The organism is Streptomyces sp. NPDC031049 (genome assembly GCF_055571015.1).
The window spans coordinates 37,266-59,127 of sequence record NZ_JBVIGC010000032.1 but is presented as its reverse complement, the minus strand read 5'-3'; the positions used below and the strand labels follow the sequence as shown (position 1 = coordinate 59,127).

Below are 21,862 nucleotides of genomic sequence, written 5' to 3'. Positions count from 1 at the left end.
CCTCCCTTTCCTCCTTTGGACCAATCAGGGGTGGGTGGGGGGGGTTTTTTTTTTTTTTCTTTTTTTTCCTCCCCCCCCCCCCCCCCCTTCCCCCCCCCCCCCCCCCCCCCCCCCCAAAAACCGGCCGCTTCGCCGTGCGGCCCGCCGGCCCGTTCGAAAGTTTCGGACATCGATCGGAAACTTCTTCTGCGAGGAGTATTGACGATCCACCGTCAACCCCTCGATCCTCTCTGTCTGAGTCGCCGATCACCGTTCGACACCTCGGACAAGAGTCACCTTCGGCGATCTGTGCCGCACGACCGATCCGCGCACCACAGCACCCGCGTCACCCCGTTTCCGTTCCGGTGAGGCCCGCGCCGGCTCGTCCGATGCAGCCGGGCGCGGCCGTCCGTCAGGAGCGGACGACGGGTTCCGCTGGACTGAAGTCCTTCCGTGATCTCTCCCCAGGAGGCACCGACATGGGCTCGTACGCCCTCTCCCCACCCGCCGTCCGCCCCAGGCTCCGCGGTCTGCTGACAGCGCTGGTCGTCGGCGTCCTCGGCGCGGGCGGCGCACTGGTCGCACCGCCCGGAGCACACGCCGCCGAGAGCACGCTCGGCGCCGCGGCGGCGCAGAGCGACCGCTACTTCGGCACCGCCATCGCCTCGGGCAGGCTGGGCGACTCGACGTACACGACGATCGCGAACCGTGAGTTCAACTCGGTGACGGCCGAGAACGAGATGAAGATCGACGCCACCGAACCCCAGCGAGGCCAGTTCAACTTCACCGCCGCCGATCGCGTCTACAACTGGGCGGTGCAGAACGGCAAGCAGGTGCGCGGCCACACCCTGGCCTGGCACTCCCAGCAGCCCGGCTGGATGCAGAACCTGAGCGGCGGCGCGCTGCGCCAGGCGATGATCGACCACATCAACGGCGTGATGGCCCACTACAAGGGCAAGATCGCCGAGTGGGACGTCGTCAACGAGGCCTTCGCCGACGGCACTTCGGGAGCCCGGCGCGACTCCAACCTGCAACGCACCGGCAACGACTGGATCGAGGTCGCCTTCCGCACCGCACGGGCCGCCGACCCGGCCGCCAAGCTCTGCTACAACGACTACAACGTCGAGAACTGGAACGCGGCCAAGACCCAGGCCATGTACGCCATGGTCCGGGACTTCAAGCAGCGCGGCGTGCCGATCGACTGCGTCGGCTTCCAGTCGCACTTCAACAGCGGCAACCCCTACAACAGCAACTTCCGCACCACCCTGGAGAGGTTCGCCGCCCTCGGCGTCGACGTGGCCGTCACCGAACTCGACATCCAGGGCGCCTCGCCCACCACCTACGCCAGCGTGGTCAACGACTGCCTGGCGGTGCAGCGCTGCCTCGGCATCACCGTCTGGGGTGTGCGCGACACCGACTCCTGGCGTTCGGAGCACACGCCACTGCTGTTCAACGGCGACGGCAGCAAGAAGCCCGCCTACACCGCCGTCCTGAACGCACTCAACGGCGGCACCACCCCGCCTCCCTCGGACGGCGGCCAGATCAAGGGCGTCGCCTCGGGCCGGTGCCTCGACGTGCCCAACGCCAGCACCACCGACGGCACCCAGCTCCAGCTGTGGGACTGCCACAGCGGCACCAACCAGCAGTGGACGCACACCGCCGCCGGAGAGCTCAGGGTCTACGGCAACAAGTGCCTGGACGCCGCAGGCACCGGCAACGGCGCCACCGTCCAGATCTACAGCTGCTGGGGCGGCGACAACCAGAAATGGCGCCTGAACTCCGACGGATCGATCGTCGGCGTCCAGTCCGGCCTCTGCCTCGACGCCGCCGGCTCCGCCAACGGCACCCGGATCCAGCTCTACTCCTGCTGGGGCGGCGGCAACCAACTCTGGACCCGCAGCTGAGGGAACCTGCCCCGGACAAGGAGTGCGTCGATGAAGAGCTACGGTGCGGCTCCGGCCGCCCCTTCACCAGGACGCCGATGGTGGTCCCGGCTGACCGCCGTGGTGGCGGCGGCCCTCGCGGCCGGCATGCTCGTCGCGGCGACGACCGGGCCCGCCCGGGCCGGGACGGCACCCGCCGAGGCCGCGGCGGTGGACACCGACGCCTGGTACGTCCTGGTCAACCGCAACAGCGGCAAGGCGCTGGACGTCTCCGGCGTCTCCACCGCCGACGGCGCGCGGATCGGCCAGTGGACGCGCCACGACGGAGCCAACCAGCAGTGGCGGTTCGTGGACTCCGGCGGCGGCTTCTACCGGCTGAAGTCCCGGCACTCGGGCAAGGTGCTCGACGTGGCCGGCGCCTCGACCGCCGACGGCGCCGCGATCCAGCAGTGGACCGACCACAACGGGGCCAACCAGCAGTTCCGCCTGGCCGACTCCGACGCGGGCCACGTCCGGCTGATCAACCGCAACAGCGGCAAGGCCGTGGAGGTGCAGGGCGCCTCCACCGCCGACGGCGGCAACGTCGTGCAGTACACCGACTGGGGCGGCGCCAATCAGCAATGGCAGCTGGTCAAGCTGTCGTCCGGGGGCGACGGCGGATGCGGCAGCGCCCCGACGCTGACCAGCGGTACGCACACCATCCAGAGCGGCGGCAAGAGCCGCAGCTTCATCCTCAAGGTGCCCGACGGCTACGACGACAGCCACCCCTACCGGCTGATCTTCGCCTTCCACTGGCGGGGCGGAACCGCCGGCGACGTCGCCTCCGGCGGAACGAGCGGAAGCGCCTGGTCCTACTACGGCCAACTGCAACAGTCGAACAACACCGCCATCCTCGTCGCACCCCAAGGGCTCGGCAACGGCTGGGCCAATGCGGGCGGTGAGGACGTCACCTTCGTCGACGACATGATCCGGCGCATCGAGGGCGGCCTCTGCGTCGACCCGGCACAGCGTTTCGCCACGGGCTTCAGCTGGGGCGGAGGCATGAGCCATGCCCTCGCCTGCGCCCGGGCGGACGTCTTCCGGGCCGTCGCGGTCATCTCCGGTGCCCAGATCAGCGGGTGCAGCGGCGGTACGCAGCCGATCGCCTACTTCGGGATCCACGGCATCAGCGACTCCGTGCTCCCCATCGCGCAAGGACGCTCCCTGCGCGACCGGTTCGCCGGCAACAACGGCTGCACCCCGCAGAGCCCGCGCGAACCCGCGCCGGGCAGCCGCACCCACATCACCACCACCTACGCGGGCTGCCGCGCCGGATACCCGGTCCAATGGGCCGCCTTCGACGGAGGCCACGTACCAGCTCCGGTCGACGGCTCCCCGGGCGACAGCGGGACAGCCACCTGGACCAAGACAGAGATCTGGAGGTTCTTCGCACAGTTCTCCTGACCCACCCGCACCGCGGAGTGGAGCCGGTTCCGTCCCCGGCTCCACTCCGCCGGCGTCCACCGCGGGTCGAAGGAGGAGCCGTTTCGCGCTTCTGATGGCCGTCAGGCGCGCCCGATGTACTCGTACCAGTCGGTGATCGGGTCGGTCAGAGCCTTGTCGTCGTAGAGCCTGAAGTACACGTTCTCACCGTTCGCTGGGCATCGGTGCCGGCCGCGATCCAGGCTCGCAGGGTCCGGTACACGGTGCGGTCCGTGCCGAGCCGCAGGGGCTGGAGGAAGGCGTGGGCCCAGGTGATGGCCGCTTCGGTGGACAGCAGACGGTCCACCGAAGGCGTCGGCGCCTGCTCGGCTGTGGCGTTTCCGGCGGGTGGCGGGAGGTCTGCGATCGCCAGGGCCAGGGCGAGTTCGGCGCGGCTGTGGGGGTCCCGCAGGTCGAGGCCGAGGGCGTCCTGGACGCGCTTGAGATGGGCGGTGACGGTGTTGCGGCTGACGTCGAGCAGCCGCGCCACACCGGAGCGGGGAAAGTTCAGGGCAAGGCTGGTGATGTCGAGGGTGAGCCGGGGGGCCTTGCTGATCGGCTCCAGGAAGGCGTGGGCCCAGGCGAGGGCTTGTCGCCGGGGGAGCAGCCCGGCCAGCGGTGGCCGGCCGTGGTGGTCGGCGACCCGTTCGGGTGTGTGACAGGCGACGGCCAGGGCATGGCGGGCTTGATCGTAGGCCCGCGCAGTGGCCGGCAGGGGCACGGGGGCGCTGACGCCCAGCGCGTAGTGCGGGTTGTCCCGTACCAGCGCCCGCAAGGGCGCGGCCAGGCCGTCGTCCACGCCCTCGCGGTCGTGGTCCACGGGCAGAAGACAGATGAGGTGGTGGTCGTAGACGGGGCAACGCACCATCATGCCGCGGCCGTGATAGCCGGAGGAGTCCTGGTAGGCGTCGCTGAGCCGGCCGCGGTCCGCGGGCGGGCAGCGCAGCAGGTGGACGCGCAGACGTTCTGCCTCCAGCAGCGGCGGAACGGCGCCGGCCGTCATCCGGCGGGCCATCGTCACCTCTCCGGCCATCAGGGCCGTGAAGACCGCCAGGCGCAGCCGCGTTGCCGCCTGCTGATAGCGCAGTGCGAGGTCGTCGGCCCGCCGGATCCGTCGCAACACCTCGACCACGGCTCCGACATGGGACATCAGCGCCAGCGCCTCCCGCGTCATCGGTGACGGGCTGACCACCACGAGCACCGGACGCGGCACGTGCCGTCCCAGCGCTTCGCACCGCACATCGAACACGCCGGCCTGCGAGGCCACAGCGGCCAGCTGTCCGCTCGACAGCTGCGTCAGCGCGGGCTGGAGACCGGCCAGGACGTCCGGCGCGAGGCGGGCAGTGGACATCTCCACCTTGCCCGCGCGGTCGACCACGGCGATCTCCGCGCCGAGCTGCCGCCCCAGCCAATCGATCAGCGCCCGCGGATCGTGATCGGCCTCCTGACCGACACGAGGCCGCAGCTGACGCAGCAACTCATCGAGCACCTGAGACATCGGCACGTTCCCCCGCCCCGCCAACCTGTCGGCCACGACGCCGGCTCCCCCGCAGGTGGGCCACCTCGGCCCGTCCCGATGCTCCCACCGACGCCCGTCCCCGCCACTCCGGCTCGCTGCACCGAGGCGCGGTGCAGCCCTGGGGATCGCGCTTCGTCTTCGCGGGCGGGACGCCTGCCTCGGTGAAGACGCCACCACCGTGGTCGGCCGGGCGGAGCCGCGAGCCCGGACGGCCGCCGGGGACGTCGCCGTGCTGGACGTGCGTGCCGCCACCGGCTGCCCCGCCCTCGCCCTGACCGGCGGCGCCCTCTCCCTGGCCCTCCTGCCCGCGGTCGCCGCCACGGTCTGCCGCACGTGAGCCCCCTGTGTCCCGGAGCTGTGCACCGGGCGGTGGTGCGCGCCGGTGCCCCGTGACGCCCGAGGGCGGCACCCGTCCAGGATGCCGCCCTTCGATGCGTACGGTCGCGCCGGGGCGCGCTCGGGTCAGGGCGAGCCGACCGGCGTCCGCTCCTTCGAGGTGGCGTCCTCGTCGGACGCGCCCCAGCACTCCACCTCGCCGCGCAGGCCCGGCACCCGGTCCTTGCGGAAGACCGGGTCGAGGCCCTGACGGCGCTGGGCCAGGTAGTCGTCGAGGAGGCGGAAGGCGACGGCGCTGAGGGGGACGATCGCGATCAGGTTGACCAGGACCATCGCGCCCATCGTGACGTCCGCGAGGCTCCACACCAGCGGGACGGAGCCGATCGCGCCGAGGACGGCGCAGGCGACGACCATGGCGCGGTACGAGCTCATCACGCCCTTGCTGCGGGTGATGAACCGGATGTTGGACTCGCCGTAGTAGTAGTTACCGATCATGGAGCTGAAGGCGACCATGAAGATCACCAGGGTCAGCAGGTGGCCGGCCCAGTCGCCGAGCGCGCCGGTGAAGGCGGACTGGGTGACGTCCGCGCCGCCGCGCTCACCGAGGGTCGGGTTGGCGGACAGGATCACGAAGGCGGTCATGGTGCAGATGACCAGGGTGTCGAAGTAGACGCCGAGGGTCTGGACCAGGCCCTGCTTGACCGGGTGCGTGGTCTCCGCGGCCGCGGCGGCGTTCGGGGCGGAACCCATGCCCGCCTCGTTGGAGAACATGCCGCGCCGCACACCCTGGAGGATCGCCGTACCCACGGCGCCGCCCGCGACCTCGCGGAAGCCGAAGGCCCCGCCGATGATGTCGCCGAGCATGCCCGGGACGCTGCCGAGGTTGATGACCACGATGACCAGGCCGACCAGCAGATACAGCCCGGCCATCACCGGGATGATGACCTTGGTGACGGCCGTCAGGCGCTTCACCCCGAAGAACACCGCGAGGGCGAGCAGCACCGCGAGCACGACACCGAGGACGGGGTTGAACCAGGAGGCGTCCGAGCCGAGGGAGCCCTTCGTGGCCACCGTGATCGTGTTGGACTGCACCGCGGTCAGCACGAAACCGAACGTCAGGGTGATCAGCACGGCGAAGACCACGCCCAGCCAGCGCATCCCGAGCGCCTTCTGCATGTAGAAGGCCGGGCCGCCCCGGTACGTACCGGGCTCGGTGTCGCGCACCTTGTACAGCTGGGCCAGGACCGACTCGACGAACGCCGAGGCACCGCCGATCAGGGCCATCATCCACATCCAGAAGACGGCTCCGGGGCCGCCCATGGTGATCGCGGTGGCCACGCCGGCGATGTTGCCGGTGCCGATCCGCGCGGCGGCGGAGATGGTGAAGGCGCCGAAGGGGCTGACGCCGGACTGCGGCTTGTCCTTGAAGACCCGGAACATCTCCGGGATCAGGCGGATCTGCACGCCCTTGGAGCGCAGCGTGAACCAGACGCCGACGACGGCGACCAGCGGAATCAGCAGATAGGTCCAGAAGACGTCGTTGAGATCGACGACCCAGGCTTCCAACGTGCTCATGCGAGTGCTTCCCGGTTCCTTGTGAGTCGGGGAATCGGCCCGGTTTCCGCGCACGCGTACAGGTCGTGTACGGAGCGGACGGTCGGGCCCGGTGGCGCGGAGGCGAACACTCCGCAAACCCCAGGACTCTAGGCCGGGGTCGCCGTCCCTGCCTATGGTTACTGAAAGTGGTCTGCCTCACATGCAGCCGCCGGACCTCGGCCCCGCTCCTCCCTGCGAGACCACCACCGCGCTGTGGACGCCGTTCCTGAACGCCTGGTGGCCGGGCCGCCACCGTCCTCGAGCGGCGCGTTGCGAGGAGGACACCATCGCCATGGCGACGCCGAGGCCGAGCACGATGAACGGGGGCCACATCACTGTGTACGGGGAGTACACGCTCAGGGCGCCCGGCAGGACGCACCCTCGGACGGGGCCCGTCGGTCACGGGAGGACGATGTCGCGGCCGGGGCCGCCTTCGAGGACGTCGTTTCCGGTGCCACCGCAGACGAGGTCGTCGCCGCCCTCGCCGTTCAGTGTGTCGTCGCCAGGGCCGCCGAGGATGATGTCGCGGCCGTCCCCGCCCATGGCGTGGTCGTCGCCGGGGCCGGCGTGCACGGTGTCGTCACCGCCGTAGCCCTCGATCATGTCGTCACCCCGGCCGCCCCACATCCGCTGGTTGCCGCTGTCGCCGATCAGGTGGTCCATGCCGTCGCCGCCGTGCAGGGCGGCGGGTCCCATGACCATGTCGTTGCCCGCGCCGCCCAGCACCGTGCGCGCGGTGTGGGCGTGCAGTTCGTCGTCGCCGGGACCGCCGTCGACGGTGCCGATCCCGGGGGTGAAGGCGGCGATCGTGTCGTGGCCGTCGCCGAGGAAGGCGTCGATCCTGTCGGGCCGGGAGCCGTCGGCGGGCAGTTCGCAGACGACGGAGGTGGTGTCCTCGGCCCTGGAGTACACACAGTGGTCGCCCGGCTCGAGCGGGACCACGTCGCTGAAGCCGATCCGCCGGATCCCGTCGCTGGTGTACATGGAGAAGATGTTCAGGTCGTTGGTCTGCCCCGCGGCTGCGGTGAAGACGATCGACTGAGTCGCCCAGTCGGCTCCGACGCGGGCCTTCGCCTCGGCGGCGGTGGCGGTGGCGGTGGCTTCGGCGGAGGCGGTGGCGGCGGCCGCCGGGCCCGTGGCGAGGCCGGTGGCGAACAGGGTCACGGCGACCGCGCTGACGGCGGCTCGGTTTCGGTTCATGAGACCTCATCTCGATGGGCTGACGCTCGACCTGCTTGGCGCGGTGCTGCCGGGGACCGGGCGGACCCGGTCGCGGGAGGCCGGGGGGGGGAGCCTCTCCTGCGGGTCCGGAGGCTTCTCAAGACCCCAACTGCCCGGCTCGATCGAGTCGGACGTACGGAAGCGCACCAACGGGACCGCGGATGCCGCGCGTTGGGAGACCAGACGATCTTTCAGGCCAGACCCCGGGCCTCGGTAGATGCCCTGCTCACCGCCCACCCCGCAACCAACTCCGCTTGTTTCATTGACATTTCACTCAGACTTCGTACCGTTGGGAGCGCTCCCATAGTGCTTCGCAACTGGAAGGAGTTCCCCCCACATGCGTACACAAACCCCGTTAGCCGGGCGTCCACGGTCGGCCCTCCGCCGGCCTCTCCAGGCGCTCGTCATGCTGTTCGCCGTGGTCGCCGGCGTACTGGCCTGGTCGGCCCCCGCCCAGGCTCACGGCACCATCATCAACCCCGCCTCCCGCGCGTACCAGTGCTGGAAGACGTGGGGCAGCAACCACACGAACCCGGCCATGCAGACCGAGGACCCCATGTGTTGGCAGGCCTTCCAGGCCAATCCCGACACCATGTGGAACTGGATGAGCGCGCTCCGCGACGGTCTCGGTGGCCAGTTCCAGGCGCGGACCCCCGACGGGACGCTGTGCAGCAACAACCTGTCGAGGAACGACAGCCTGAACAAGCCCGGGCCGTGGAAGACGACCAACGTCAGCGACAACTTCACGGTCCACCTGTACGACCAGGCGTCCCACGGTGCCGACTACTTCAAGGTCTACGTGAGCAAGCAGGGCTTCGACCCCAAGACCCAGAGCCTGGGCTGGGGCGACCTCGACTTCATCACGCAGACCGGCCGCTACGCCCCGGCGCAGGACATCAGGTTCAACGTCAACACCTCCGGCTACAGCGGACACCACATCGTGTTCGTGATCTGGCAGGCTTCGCACCTCGACCAGGCCTACATGTGGTGCAGTGACGTGAACTTCGGCTGAGCCGGGGAGCGCGGTACACGGCACCGCCCGCTGCCGGGCACCGGTACCCGCCGCCCGGTCGGCAGCCCCGCCGGGGCAGGGGACCCATGCGGTCACCCTGTCCCGGCGGGGCTCCCTTCGCCTCCACCGTCTCGTCGTACGTCTCCGGCACTCGACGTACTCGCGCCGCCCCGGCCTTCCCCCCGGTGAACACCTGCAATACCGCTTTGACGGGCCATGTACGTCCTCCGGGACCGAGCGTCCGCCGAGGCGTGGTGGGAGATGCCCGACGAGTACGCCTGTGGGTTCGACGCCCTGGCCAGACCGTTGCGCATGACGGGTGAGCCGCATCAGGTCACCCTTGAGCTCAGTGGCGATGAGCCGGCCGAGGCAGACCTGCGTCGTCTCGTCGCCGACCACTACCAGCGGTTCTTGCATGGGCAAGCGCCGCCCCGAGCGTCCGACCTTTCGGAGTTCGTCGCGGGACTGCCTGTCGAGGGCTCGTCACGCGAATCGGTTCGTCCAGTAGCACTCCGGCAGCAGGCCCAGGGCCGGCCCTGCTGCTGCGTGCCGGATGGCATGGACGTTCCTCTCACCCCCGATCGCGTAAGAATTCCGCTGCGCCGTCCGACGCTGACGGACTCATTGGTCGTCAGCGGGCTGGTTCTGCTTCGTACGGATCGAACTCGATGTAGTCGAGGGGGTCCTCGTCGCTGCGTCCGAGCCGGGGGAGGCCCTCGGTCGCGAAACGGCCGCGCAGCCACTCCAGCAGAGTCGAGGTCAGGTCGGTGTCGAGCGGGGGGCCTTGGCGGGCATGGCGCGGTACGACGATCAACGGCCAGTCGTCCGGCGTGGCGCCTTCGGTCAGCCAGCACAGTTGGTCGCCGTCGATGGAGTCGGCGAAGGGCAGGAATCCCCCGGGCTCCGGGTGGACAGCGAGGGGCTGGTATTCAGGGAACTCGGCCCGCAGCCCCCGGTAGGCCTCCGCGTACCACTCGGCCCACGGTGCGAGTGCGTACTGGTCCCCGTCGAAGGGGGTGTTGAAGCGCAGCCAGCCGCACCAGGTGCCGGCTCCGTACCGCTCCATCAGCCGTACGTACTCGCCGGGCAGACGTGTACCCAGCCGTTCGTACAACCAGTCCCAGTTGTGCTTGCCGAGCGTGGGTGTCTCCGGCGGCGGGAGGAGCGAGGTCAAAGTCTCCAGCCCGCTGCCCGTGGTGAGCGCCGCCCGCTGCTGCGCGGTTGGCTCCGGTCGCCGAGGCGGCGGTGTCCACGGGGTGTGCTCCAGGTCGGATTGCAGGCGACTTCGGACGGCCACCGGGCGCATGCCGTCGGCCACCAGCCGGGCCAGCGTCGGCACGAGCGGGGTCCCGAAGCGCCGCCAGGGGTCGCGGCCCGCGTTCTCGTCGTCCTGGCAGTGCATGACGACCGGCCACTGGTCGGGGTCGTCGGATGCCGTGGTGTCCCAGTAGAGGGTGTCGGCGGTACGGGTGGCGCCGAAGGGAAGGACGCCCGGGGCGTCACGCCGGGTCTGCTGGACCCAGGCGCCGTAGTCGAACGAACCGCGGTGCACGCATGGCATGTGAAGCCAGAGCCAGGCGCCGATGTCGAGTGGGCCGTACGCGGCGGCGATGGCCTTGTAGTCGGCGGGCAGGTTCGTCCCCAGCCAGGATTCGACCGCCGCCCAGTCGACAGGTACCGCGAAGTCGGCCGGCGGACCGCCGAAGATCTCGGCGAAGGCGCTGACGTGGGGGGCTGAGGCATTCACGGGTCTCTGGACCTTTACCGGTAGGGAATGGGTGCCGGCCAGGGGGCGGGGAAGTGCATGAGCCGTCCGGGGTTCGCGTGGCATGAACGGTCACTCCGCGGCGTCGGCCGCGGGCGGGGCCGGGGACGGCAGGGAACCGGTGCAGGTGGCGCGGCCGAAACGGCCGCTGGCGGTGGCGCTCTGGACGTGCTGTCCGCGGACCGCGAGCTCGCAGCGGGCCTGGCCACCCTGGTCGCCGAGGACGATGCCGACGAGCGGCTGCGTGCCCGCGGGGACGTCGACGGTCTTGCGCCAGGGCAGGCGGACGCCGTCGACGGTGCTGCCCCTCCCGGAGGCGTTGCCGCCCTGGTAGGTGATGTCGGCCGTGCCCTGGCCGGTGACTTCGTAGGTCACCGAGGTCGTCGCGGTGCGCTGCTCGGGCTTGCCGTTGCCGTCGCCCGTGTCCAGGACGCCGTAGAGGACCAGCCCGGCGCAGGCCGCGAGTACGGCGGCACAGGCGAAGAGCGTGGCGCGGTCGGGGCGACCCGGGCGTCCCGCTCGAGCGTCGCGATCGCCGGTGGCTGCTCCGTCGGGCGTGGCGCTTCCGTCGGGCGTGGCGCCTTTGTCGGGCCTGATGCCTCCGTCGGGCGTGGCAGCTCCGTCCGCGGTAGCGGCTCCGTCGGCGGTTGCCTCGCCGACCTCGCCGACCTCGCCGACCTCGCCGACCTCGCCGACCTCGCCGGCCCCGCCGGCTCCGTCCGCCCTGTTGACTTCCGTGCCGGTCGTCTCCGCCGCCGTCTTCCTGTCTTCGTCGCCCATGAATCTTCCCTCGGACGTCCTCGAGATGGACTGCCGGAATTCGAGCAGTGCGCCGGAACTCCTGGAACCGGGTCCTTATACACGACTCCGGCCGCCGATATCCAGCGAGCGGAAATATCGGACATCCAGGCCCGCGAATGCCCGTAATTCCCTGATTGTGAGTTCGCTTGACATGACGTCAGACGTCTGACTAGAACTCCGGCGCCGACTCGTCTGGCCAGTCATGACAGCAGGTCAGACGGCTGTACGGCAGCCATGTTTGGACGTCGAGAGACAGGGAAATGCTGGCGTGAGACCCAGACTGGGCAGGCTGGTCGCGTGCCTGGTGGTATCCGCGGTGACCAGCACTGCGTTGCCCCAGGTGGCTTATGCCGCGCCCGCTTCGGACGGTGACGACAAGGGAATTGTCGACGCCGTCAAGGGGTGGTTCGCGGACGATGACGAAAGGGAATTGGATAAACCCCCGTCGCATAATGACCTAGGGGTGGCCGACAGGCAGAAGCTCGCCAGGGGCAAGGCCGAGCCGAAGGCGAAGCGGGTCAAGGAGCTGACGGGCCGGCGGACGCCGAACGCGCGGTTCTGGCAGCTGTCGGACGGCCGGGTCGAGGCCGAGCTGACAGCCCGGCCGACCTCGTACCGGGACGGGACGTCGAAGGCGTGGAAGGCCATCGACACCGCCGTGCGGGGCACGAAGGCCAAGGGCTTCGACTTCGCCAACACCACCAACACCGGCAGGAGCTGGTTCGGTTCCGACCCGGACCGGCTGCTGCGGTACGAGGCACCGGACGGCTCCGCGGTCACCCTGGGTCTGAAGGGCGCGAAGGGCGCCCTGAAGCCGGTGGCCAAGGGTTCCACGGTCACCTACGACAACGCCCTCGCCGGCGCGGATCTCGAGTACCGCGTCGGTCCGGGCCGGGTGAAGGAGAACATCGTCCTGGCCGAGCGCCCGGACGGCCCGGTGAGCTTCACGTTCACCCTGGACACCGAAGGTCTGGTGCCGAAGGCGCGCAAGGACGGCTCGATCGCGCTGTTCGGGGAGCTGCCGGACACGCCGGTGATGGTGATCCCGGCCGCGTTCATGACGGACGCCCGCAAGGACGCCGACTCGCCGTACGGGCACGCCCACAGTGACCGGGTCACACAGAAGCTGACCCGCGACGGCGAGAACTGGCGCCTGACGGTGACGCCGGACGCGAAGTGGCTGGCGGCCAAGGAGCGCCAGTACCCGGTCGTCATCGATCCGACGGTGACGATCGCACCGTCGCCGTCGGTGTCGCAGGACACGATGGTCCTCAAGGAGGCGCCGACGGCGAACTACGGGCAGTCGTGGAAGCTGTCGGTGGGCCGCACGGACGCCGGCACCGCCCGCTCCCTGATCAAGTTCCCGCTGGACGAGATCCCGGCCGGCACGAAGATCGACGCGGCGCGGCTGGAGATGTACTTCGACCAGGCGCACACCACGGGCGGCACGGACGTGCCGATCGAGGCGCACCGCGCGACGGGCGCCTGGGACGAGGCGTCGGCGACCTGGGACAACACCAGCGCCCTGGTGGGCGAGCTGTCCGGCACCAGCGTGCAGGTCGACGACGGCGACGCCGGGACCACGGCCGCGTCGGGCACCTGGCCGGCGTCGGGCTCGTCGCTGACGCAGTACGCGGTCGGGGACGACTACCACTACAACAAGGACTCGGTCGGCGGCGACACCTACACCTGGCAGCCGAGGCTGCCGGAGACGGCCACCTACCGGGTGGACGTGCACTACGTCCCCGCCACCGACCGCGCGACCGACGCCCCGTACACGGTGACCGGCAAGAACGGCACCACCACCCACACGGTGGACCAGTCGGCCGGCTCCGGCGGCGAGTGGGCGTCGCTGAACGGCGGCTCTCAGATCGGCTTCTCGGCGGGGACCGCCGGCAAGGTCGTCCTCGGTGACGGCCCCGCCTCCACGTCCACCGCCGTGATCGCCGACGCGGTCCGCTGGGTGAACCCGGCGTCGATCGTGAAGAACAAGGGCGAGTACAACCAGTGGCACAAGTTCCCGGTCACCGACACCGTCCAGAAGTGGGTCGACGGTTCGGCGGCCAACCACGGCTTCGTGCTGACCGCCGCCGACGAGTCCACCGGCGGCCCGCTGGGCGGACCGCGGTACGAGTCGGGGGACGGCGACTACGGCGGTGAGACGGCCACGATCCCGCGGCTGACCGTCACCTACGGCAAGGTCGGCACCACGCTGAACTCGCCGACGGTCATCCACTCCACCGGCCCGGAGCTGTCCTGGAAGCCGTACCGCAACACCAGCGGCGACAGCGGCCTGGACATCGCGGAGTACCAGCTGCACCGCTCCACGCGGCAGGCGTTCACCCCGTCGGCCGCGACGCTCGTCGCCCCGATCGACAAGGCGGCGACGGCCTACACCGACACCACCGCGACCCCGACACCCGACTCCTCCTCGGCGGAGATCGGACGGTCGTACTACTACCAGCTCGCGGTGAAGACCGTCAGCGGCGAACTGCTCGGCTCGCCCACCCGGATCGTCGGCGTGCCCAAGGCCGGCCGCACGATGCGCCTGCTCCAGGGTGCCTCGGGAGTGACGGACACCACGCTGTCGTCCGGGCAGCCGTCCACCAACCAGGACACCATCGACTCCTGGAACGTCGGCCAGAAGTGGCTGAGCGTGGGCAACAACTCCGGCACCTACGGCACCACCCGCACGGCGCTGAAGTTCGACACCGCCGACATCCCGACGACGGCGACGGTGCTGGAGTCGCGGCTGTTCATGTGGGCGGCGCAGACCACCACCGACACCGACGGCGCCGTCTACGAGCTGCACGGCCTGACCCGCGGCTTCGACGAGACGACGGCCACCTGGAACAACGCCACCTCGACCACGGCGTGGACGAAGCCGGGCGGCGACTTCTCCGCCACGGTCTCCGACCACACCCCGCAGTGGTCCAACGACGTCGGCCGGCACTGGTGGGACGCCACCGGCCTGACCCAGGGGTGGGTCGACAGCCCCTCGTCCAACAAGGGCGCCCTGGTCAAGCTGCGGGACGAGTCCTCCACCGGCCCGCAGGAGCGCACCCTGTTCCTGGCCTCGGAGGCGGCCGACCAGCAGCTCGGCCCGCTGCTGCGGGTGATCTACGTCGACTCCACGACGCAGGACACCTACTACGCGCCGCAGACGCCGTCACGGATGACCCCGAACTCCACGTACACCGTGGACTTCACCGTCACCAACACCACGTCCTCGGCGTGGGCGGCCGGTGAGCGGGAGCTGTCCTACACGTGGAAGCTCCCGGACGGGTCGGACGTGACCGGCAGTGCCCAGGCGGCCACCGCGATCCCGGCCCTGCTGCCCGGCCAGTCGGCGACGATCCAGGCCCGGGTCGACACGCCCGTCAACTCCGACTCCGGCAACAAGCGCACCGAGTACGTCCTGGGCTGGGACGTCCGCAAGGTCTCCGACGGCAGCTGGCTGTCCGCCGGCACCGACGGCATCGCGCCGCTGCAGCAGAACGTGGCGGTGGAGGACCCCACCTCCAACACCCTCGGTCTGGAGAAGTTCTACTCCTACACCGGCAAGAACACCGGCGCCGGGTCGACCGTGATGAACAACCTGGCGGCCGGCAACAGCGTCTGGTCGTACAACGCGTTCACCAACCCCGGCCGCGGACTGAACACCTTCTTCCGCGTCGCCTACAACTCGCTCGACACCAGTGACACCGTCGCCGGTCACGGCTGGTCGTTCCAGGCGGCCGGCCCGATCCGGCTCGGCGCGCCGCTGGACTTCCATCCCAACCCGCATCCGACGGAGATACGCCTGCCGGACGGCGACGGCACCACGCACGTCTTCCGCAAGCAGGACGACGGCACCTGGAAGGCCCCCGCGGGCGTCCACTACCGGATCACCGCCAAGGCGGGCCTGGACTGCACCCCGGCCAAGGACCCGGTGCCCGACGCGTGGACCCTGCTGCGTCCGGACGGCACCCGGTTCCTCTTCGGCTGCGACGGCTACCTCACGTCCGTCGTGGACAAGAACGGCAACACCCAGACGTTCACCTACGAGGAACGCAAGTCCAACAACAAGCCGACCAAGTTCCTGCGCTACATCACCGACCCGGCCGGCCGGCAGTCGCTGACCGTCGACTACTACGACAAGGCCGACGCCCCGTTCCCGAAGGTCGCGGACCACATCCGGTCGCTGACCGACGTCTCGGGCCGCACGCTGACCTTCGAGTACTCGGACAAGGCCCTGCTGACCAAGCTGACCGACGGCGCCGGCTCGTCCCAGCCGAAGGTCTTCGCGTTCACCTACGACGCCACCCAGGGCAACAAGAACGTCAAGCTGGTCGAGGTCACCGACCCGCGCGGCAACGGCACCCAGCTGGCCTACCACTACCCGCAGACGGGCGACGACCCGAAGTACCACTGGTGGACCAAGACCATCACCGACCGCCTGGGCGGTGACACGGGCTTCACCTACGCCGTGAACGGGGACAACACCAAGTTCACCGACACCACGGTCACCGACGCCGAGGCGCACCGGACCCGGTACGTCACCGACGACTTCGGCCGCCCGGTCCAGACGACCAACGCCAAGTCGCAGACCACCAAGATGACCTGGGACGCCGACAACAACGTCACGTACCTGGAGGAGGCCAACGGCGCCAAGACCGCCTACTGCTACGACGCCAGGACCGGCTACCCGCTCTGGCAGCGCGACGCGGAGAACAACAAGACCGGCGTGCCCCCGGCGACCGACTGCGCGCCAGGCACCTACCCGGCACACGCGGCGTCGTTCGAGTACCAGACCCGCGCCGACGGCTACGCGGCCGACCTGTACCGCAAGACCTCCCCGGAGGGCCACGCGTGGCAGTTCGGCTACGACGACTTCGGCAACCTGACGACGGTCACCGATCCCAAGGGCGTCGCCACGACGACCGAGGGCGACTACACCACGTCGTACGCCTACGACTCCTACGGCCGGCTCACCAAGGCGACCGACGCGGGCGGCAACCCGACGACCAACAGCGACTTCGGTCCCACGGGCTACCCGGCGAAGATCACCGACGCGCTGGGCAAGTCCACGACGTTCGTCTACGACGAGCGCGGCCAGGTCACCGAGGTCACCGACGCACTCGGCAAGACGATCACGCAGACGTACGACACCTACGGCCGTCCGCTGGTCAGCACGGTGCCCAAGGACCAGGACGCCGGTGACCTGATCACCACGCCGGCGCCGGTGTACGACGCGAACGACAACGTCACGGAGTCGACGGCGCCGAACGGCGCGGTCTCCACGGCGGCGTACGACGCGGCCGACCAGATCGTGTCCGCGACCGCGCCGAAGGACACCTCCACGTCCGACGAGCGCAGGACGACCTACACCTACGACAAGGTCGGCAACCTCCGGACGACGACGGAGCCGAAGGGCACCCTGACCACGTCCGACACCACCGACTACGTCACCACCAACCACTACGACGCCATCAACCAGCTCACGTCGGTGGTGAACGCCGACGGCGACAAGCTCTCCTACGAGTACGACGACGTCGGCAACCTCGTCACGGTCGTCGACCCGAAGAAGAACGCGACCACCGACACCACCGACTACACCACCAGGACGACCTACGACCTGAACCACCGGGTCACGGCCGTCACGGACGCGGCCGGAAAGACGACGAAGCGGTCCTACGACAAGGACGGCCGGGTCGTCTCCACGACGGACGCGGAGAACAACACCACGCTCATCACCTACGACGAGCGCGGCAAGACCACCGAGGTGAAGGTCCCCCACAAGGGCACCTCGCCGATCACGTACCGCACGACGAAGTACGAGTACGACCAGGTCGGCAACACCACCAAGGTGATCACACCGCGGGCCGTGGCGGCCGGGACGACGGAGGCGTTCACCGCCCGTACCGAGTACGACGCGCTGAACCGTCCGGTCAAGCAGTTCCAGCCCTACGACCCGGCGGACTCCCGCTACAACGACCCCAACGTCTACACCCAGACGGTGTACGACGCGGTCGGCCGGGTGAAGTCGACCTCGCTGCCCCCGTCCGAGGGGCAGTCGGTCCGCAACACCACCGTCTACGACTACTTCGACAACGGCTGGGTGAAGTCCTCCACGGACCCCTGGGACATCGTCACCACCTACGACTACAACGACCTGGGCCGGCAGACGGCCAGGACGCTCACGTCGGCGGGCGGTTCCTCGAACCGCACGATGACCTGGGGCTACTACCCGGACGGCAAGCTGAAGTCCCGCTCGGACGACGGCGTGCCCGTCGGCCGGGACGTCGTCCTGGTCGACAACTCCGACACCCAGAACACCTCCTCCACGGGTACATGGGCGTCGGGAGACATCACCGGCCAGCAGGGCTACGACCATGCCACGCACGCGGCCGGCACCGGCACGGACACGTTCACCTGGACGCTCAACATCCCGTCCGACGGGACGTACACCGCGTACGTGAAGTACCCGGACGTGCCGGGATCGGCGGCAACGGCCAAGTACACGCTGACGCACGACGGAGGGACGACCGACAAGACGGTCGACCAGACCACCGGCGCCGGCACCTGGGTCTCCCTGGGCTCCTACAGCTTCAAGCGCGGCAACACGGCCAAGCTGGAGCTGTTCGAGAACAGCGGCGGCACGGTCGTGGCGGACGGCGTGAAGCTGGTCCGGGACAACTCGGCCGACACCGACACCGAGCAGAAGACGTTCACGTACACCTATGACGCGAACGGCAACCTGACGACGATCGACGACACCTCGTCGAACGCGAAGATCGACAACTACGCCATCGCCTACACGGGCCTCAACCAGGTCCAGAAGGTGACGGAGTCGCTCAACGGCACGGCGAAGAAGTCGACGTCGTACACCTACGACGCCAACGGCCTGCCGGAGACGATCACCCACCCCGACCAGCACTCGACGTACACGTACGACCTGCGTGACCTGGTCAAGACGGTCTCCGTCGGCAAGACGGCCACGGACACCGACCCGAAGGTGACGTCGTACACCTACACCGACCGCGGCCAGCGCCTGAAGGAGACCAAGGCCAACGGCAACACTGTCGACTACACCTACTACCTCGACGGCCCGGTCAAGTCCACGACGGAGAAGAAGCCCAACGGCACCCTCGTCTCCTCGCACACCTACGCCTACGACCCCAACGGCAACAAGGCGCAGGACATCGCGAAGAAGATGAACGCCGACGACCACACGGCGTACCTCTCCTCGACCACGGACTACACCTACGACCCGGCCGACCGGCTCGCCAAGTCGGTCAAGACCGGCAACGGTGCCGGGACGGACACCTACGTCCACGACGACAACGCCAACGTCATCAGCCAGACGGTCAACGGCACGACCACCACGTACCACTACGACCGCAACCGGCTGCTGAGCGCCACCGCAGTGGGCGGCACCACGTCCACCTACAACTACGACCCGTTCGGCCGCCAGGAATCGGTGTCGTCGGGCGGCAAGGTGATCAGCCGGAACGTCTACGACGGCTTCGACCACGTCGTGGAGTCCCAGAGCGTGGACTCCACGGGCGCGATGAAGGCGACCACGTACACCTTCGACCCGCTGGACCGGACCGCGTCGAAGACCGCGGACGGCAAGACCACCACGTTCAACTACCTCGGCCTGTCCGGCGAGGTGCTGACCGAGGAAGTCTCCGGTGCGCTGACCAAGTCGTACCAGTACAGCCCGTGGGGCGAGCGCCTGTCGCAGGTCAAGCACAACACCGACGGCACGGCCGAGGCCGGCTACTACGGCTACAACAGCCACACCGACGTCGAGACCGTCACGGACGAGAACGGCGATACGAGGGCCACGTACGGCTACACCGCGTACGGTTCCGACGACACGTCCGAGTTCACCGGCATCGACAAGCCCGACGCCGCCAACCCGGGGAAGGAGCAGTACAACCCCTACCGGTACAACGCCAAGCGCTGGGACGCCCAGTCAGGCACCTACGACATGGGCTTCCGCGACTACAACCCGGGACTGAACCGCTTCACCACCCGGGACATGTACAACGGCGCCCTCGCCGACATGGGACTCGGCACCGACCCGTTCACCGGCAACCGCTACGCCTTCACCGGCGGCAACCCCGTCAGCTTCGTCGAGGAGGACGGCCACTTCGCCTTCGCGCTCGCCGCGGCCGTAGCCGTCGTCGTGGTGGCCGCCGCACTGGCGACCGATCACGTGGCGGCCAAGCAGAGCGGCCGGAAGAGTCTCCTGGACCAGATGGCGGACGGTATCGCGTCCACGGCCGAGAGCATCCGCGACTCCATTCGCCGGGCCGCGGAGGACGACCCGGAGCCACGCAGCGACAACAAGCCGCGTGGTGGCCCGCGCGGGGACAGCGAGACGAAGCCGAAGCCCAGGCCGATGCCGACGCCGAGCCCCGCGCCCTCTCCCATGAACCGCAGCCGCCAGGACTGCACCTCGGGCAACTGGTCCGGCTCCGCCATCCAGTACGACCCGCTGAGGGACGGCAAGGCGCAGGGCGCCCACGCCTGCCTCACGGATCCGCTGGGGACGGGGTCGCCGGCCGCATCCCTGCCGATCTCGGGGTACCAGGACGCGCGGAGCCAGGGATTCAATGTGTCCCGGTGCCACATCATCGGGAACAAGCTGGGCGGTGACGGTACGCGCGAGGACAATCTCTTCACGTGTGCGCAGAACCCGACGAATTCCGCGAACATGTACCACCAGTTCGAGAAGCGGGTGGCGGCTCTCGTCAAACCCGGTGTGTCGGTCTATTACAACGTCAGTCTGCTGTACCGCGAAGGGGCCAGCCGTCCTTACGCGGTGAGCATGTCCTACTACACGAGCACCGGTGATTCGGACCACCGGACGTTCCCGAACTGGGCGCTCCGCAACGGTACCTGGACGACATTGGGCTGACCCCCGCCGCATCAGGTCGCCGTGGCCCCCGGGCGATAAGCTCCGGGGGCCATGGCGACCGCGGTCTGCGGCGAGACACTTGGCGATTCGAGAAACTTGGCGATGCTGAAAGGACCAGAGGCTCGTGCGCACCACCCCTGCTGCCGAGGTGGACCTCACCGAGATCATCCCTGAACTCTCCCCGTGGCGCCGGACCACCGTGCGCCTGCACCCCAGGCCGGGCGCCCCTCGGCAGGCCGACAGCCATGTCGGCGGTCCCATGCTCGAGGTCGAGGGCGTTGCGCGCCCCGCCTGCGAGGAACATCCGACAGACGACCGAGGCCCGCGTACGCCCCGCCCCATGGAATCCGTGGCGCAGTTCTTCCGACGGGAATTCCCGGAGATTCCCTACCCGTCGGACTGTGATCTCCTGCAGGTCTACTGGTGCCCGAACGACCATTACGTGGAATACGTCGACTCGGAGTACGCGGGACCTGCCGTGTCACTTCTCTGGCTGGATTCCGCCCGGAGCACGGGGCGTGCCGCCGAGAACTCCTTCCACCGGGCCGAGCCCTTCAACGACTCGTATGAGCTGCGCCCCTGCAGCATCTCGCCCGAGCGGGTCACCGAATTTCCCGTGATGGAAGAACTCCCCGACGACCTCATGAGGCGTCTGGCCGAGGCGGACCGGGACCGGGGTCTTCGCTACCAGTTCGCGCTCTCGGTCGCGCGCGGCTGGAAGGTCGCAGGGTGGCCGAGCTGGCACGCGACGGACAAGAGGAATCTCCGCTGCCCCGACTGCGACGGAGACGTCGAGCTGCTCCTGAAGGCGGACAGCAGCGAGTGGGACGGCGCGAGTGACCGGTGGTGGCCGCTGGAGGACAGGGAGCTGGACCCGCAGGCGCGCAAGACCGCCTACGAACCGACCGGGGCGGAGGTCGGCCGGTTCGGCGAGCTCCGCGTCTTCGTCTGCCGGAACGATGTCCGGCACGGTCCGGTGCTGGACATCCAGTAACCGGCGGCAGAGGCTCCGGCGGTCGCAACCGCCCGCGGCTGACCGTCGCCGGGACGTTCGTTCGCCTGCCCAGGTCGGGCAGCCCTGCTGCATCAGCCTGCGACGATGGAAAGAATCATGGTGGCAGCATTGCCGGAGACGGCAACCCTGTGGGGAGAACCTCACCGGTGAGGGCGGCCCGGTGGAGGCGGGCGCGTACACGCTTGCCGGCGACGTCCTCGTCCAACCCGGGCTGACGGATCGGGCTTCATAGAGCAGCTGCCACGCCGAATCGGCGTGGCAGCTGCCGCTTATCACAGGTAAAGGGGGTTTGATGGACGTCTACATCGAGGTTCAACCCGACTCGGCTGACCGGCGCGATCCCGGAGAAGCAGTGCGGCAATG

The 21,862-nt window shown here is 69.3% G+C and carries 10 protein-coding genes; 5 read left to right on the top strand and 5 right to left on the bottom strand.

Going from position 1 to position 21,862, the window contains the following annotated elements:
- Positions 1–458: 458 nt before the first annotated feature.
- Both ACZ45Q_RS33360 and ACZ45Q_RS33355 read left to right on the top strand, forming a co-directional pair.
- Positions 459–1,883: an endo-1,4-beta-xylanase gene (locus tag ACZ45Q_RS33360; RefSeq protein ID WP_468268701.1), complete on the top strand. Its 1,425-nt coding sequence runs from the start codon at positions 459–461 to the stop codon at positions 1,881–1,883.
- Between the two features lie 99 nt (positions 1,884–1,982).
- On the top strand, positions 1,983–3,305 hold the full coding sequence (locus tag ACZ45Q_RS33355) for an RICIN domain-containing protein (protein ID WP_468268707.1): 1,323 nt from the start codon (positions 1,983–1,985) through the stop codon (positions 3,303–3,305).
- A gap of 145 nt (positions 3,306–3,450) precedes the next feature.
- Here the strand turns inward: ACZ45Q_RS33355 and ACZ45Q_RS33350 are convergent, their stop codons facing one another.
- The 3 genes from ACZ45Q_RS33350 to ACZ45Q_RS33340 all read right to left on the bottom strand — a co-directional run bounded on the left by ACZ45Q_RS33350 (position 3,451) and on the right by ACZ45Q_RS33340 (position 7,974).
- On the bottom strand, positions 3,451–4,821 hold the full coding sequence (locus ACZ45Q_RS33350; protein ID WP_468268698.1) for a helix-turn-helix domain-containing protein: 1,371 nt from the start codon (positions 4,819–4,821) through the stop codon (positions 3,451–3,453).
- Between the two features lie 483 nt (positions 4,822–5,304).
- The gene (locus tag ACZ45Q_RS33345; RefSeq protein ID WP_468268695.1) at positions 5,305–6,753 is read right to left on the bottom strand and encodes an alanine/glycine:cation symporter family protein; all 1,449 of its coding nucleotides are present in this window, start codon (positions 6,751–6,753) and stop codon (positions 5,305–5,307) included.
- 420 nt (positions 6,754–7,173) lie between these two features.
- Positions 7,174–7,974 carry a calcium-binding protein gene (locus ACZ45Q_RS33340; RefSeq protein ID WP_468268692.1) on the bottom strand — a complete coding sequence of 267 codons (801 nt, stop codon included), beginning with the start codon at positions 7,972–7,974 and terminating at the stop codon, positions 7,174–7,176.
- A gap of 358 nt (positions 7,975–8,332) precedes the next feature.
- Here ACZ45Q_RS33340 and ACZ45Q_RS33335 point away from each other — a divergent pair, with 358 nt between their 5' ends.
- A complete protein-coding gene (locus ACZ45Q_RS33335; RefSeq protein ID WP_468268689.1) occupies positions 8,333–9,007 on the top strand; it encodes a lytic polysaccharide monooxygenase auxiliary activity family 9 protein in 675 nt (224 codons plus the stop codon).
- A 631-nt stretch (positions 9,008–9,638) separates the two neighbouring features.
- On the opposite strand, the gene ACZ45Q_RS33330 is transcribed toward ACZ45Q_RS33335, so the two are convergent.
- Together ACZ45Q_RS33330 and ACZ45Q_RS33325 are read right to left on the bottom strand one after the other, a co-directional pair.
- Positions 9,639–10,754: an SMI1/KNR4 family protein gene (locus ACZ45Q_RS33330; RefSeq protein ID WP_468268686.1), complete on the bottom strand. Its 1,116-nt coding sequence runs from the start codon at positions 10,752–10,754 to the stop codon at positions 9,639–9,641.
- Between the two features lie 90 nt (positions 10,755–10,844).
- Positions 10,845–11,552 (bottom strand): hypothetical protein, encoded by a 708-nt coding sequence (locus ACZ45Q_RS33325; protein WP_468268683.1) that lies wholly within the window; start codon positions 11,550–11,552, stop codon positions 10,845–10,847.
- Positions 11,553–12,837: 1,285 nt separating this feature from the next.
- Here ACZ45Q_RS33325 and ACZ45Q_RS33320 point away from each other — a divergent pair.
- Together ACZ45Q_RS33320 and ACZ45Q_RS33315 are read left to right on the top strand one after the other, a co-directional pair.
- Positions 12,838–20,484, top strand: coding sequence for a golvesin C-terminal-like domain-containing protein (locus ACZ45Q_RS33320; RefSeq protein WP_468268704.1), 7,647 nt, complete (start codon positions 12,838–12,840; stop codon positions 20,482–20,484).
- 124 nt (positions 20,485–20,608) lie between these two features.
- Complete coding sequence (locus ACZ45Q_RS33315) at positions 20,609–21,478, top strand: hypothetical protein (protein WP_468268680.1); 870 nt, start codon at positions 20,609–20,611, stop codon at positions 21,476–21,478.
- The last annotated feature ends 384 nt before the right edge of the window (positions 21,479–21,862 follow it).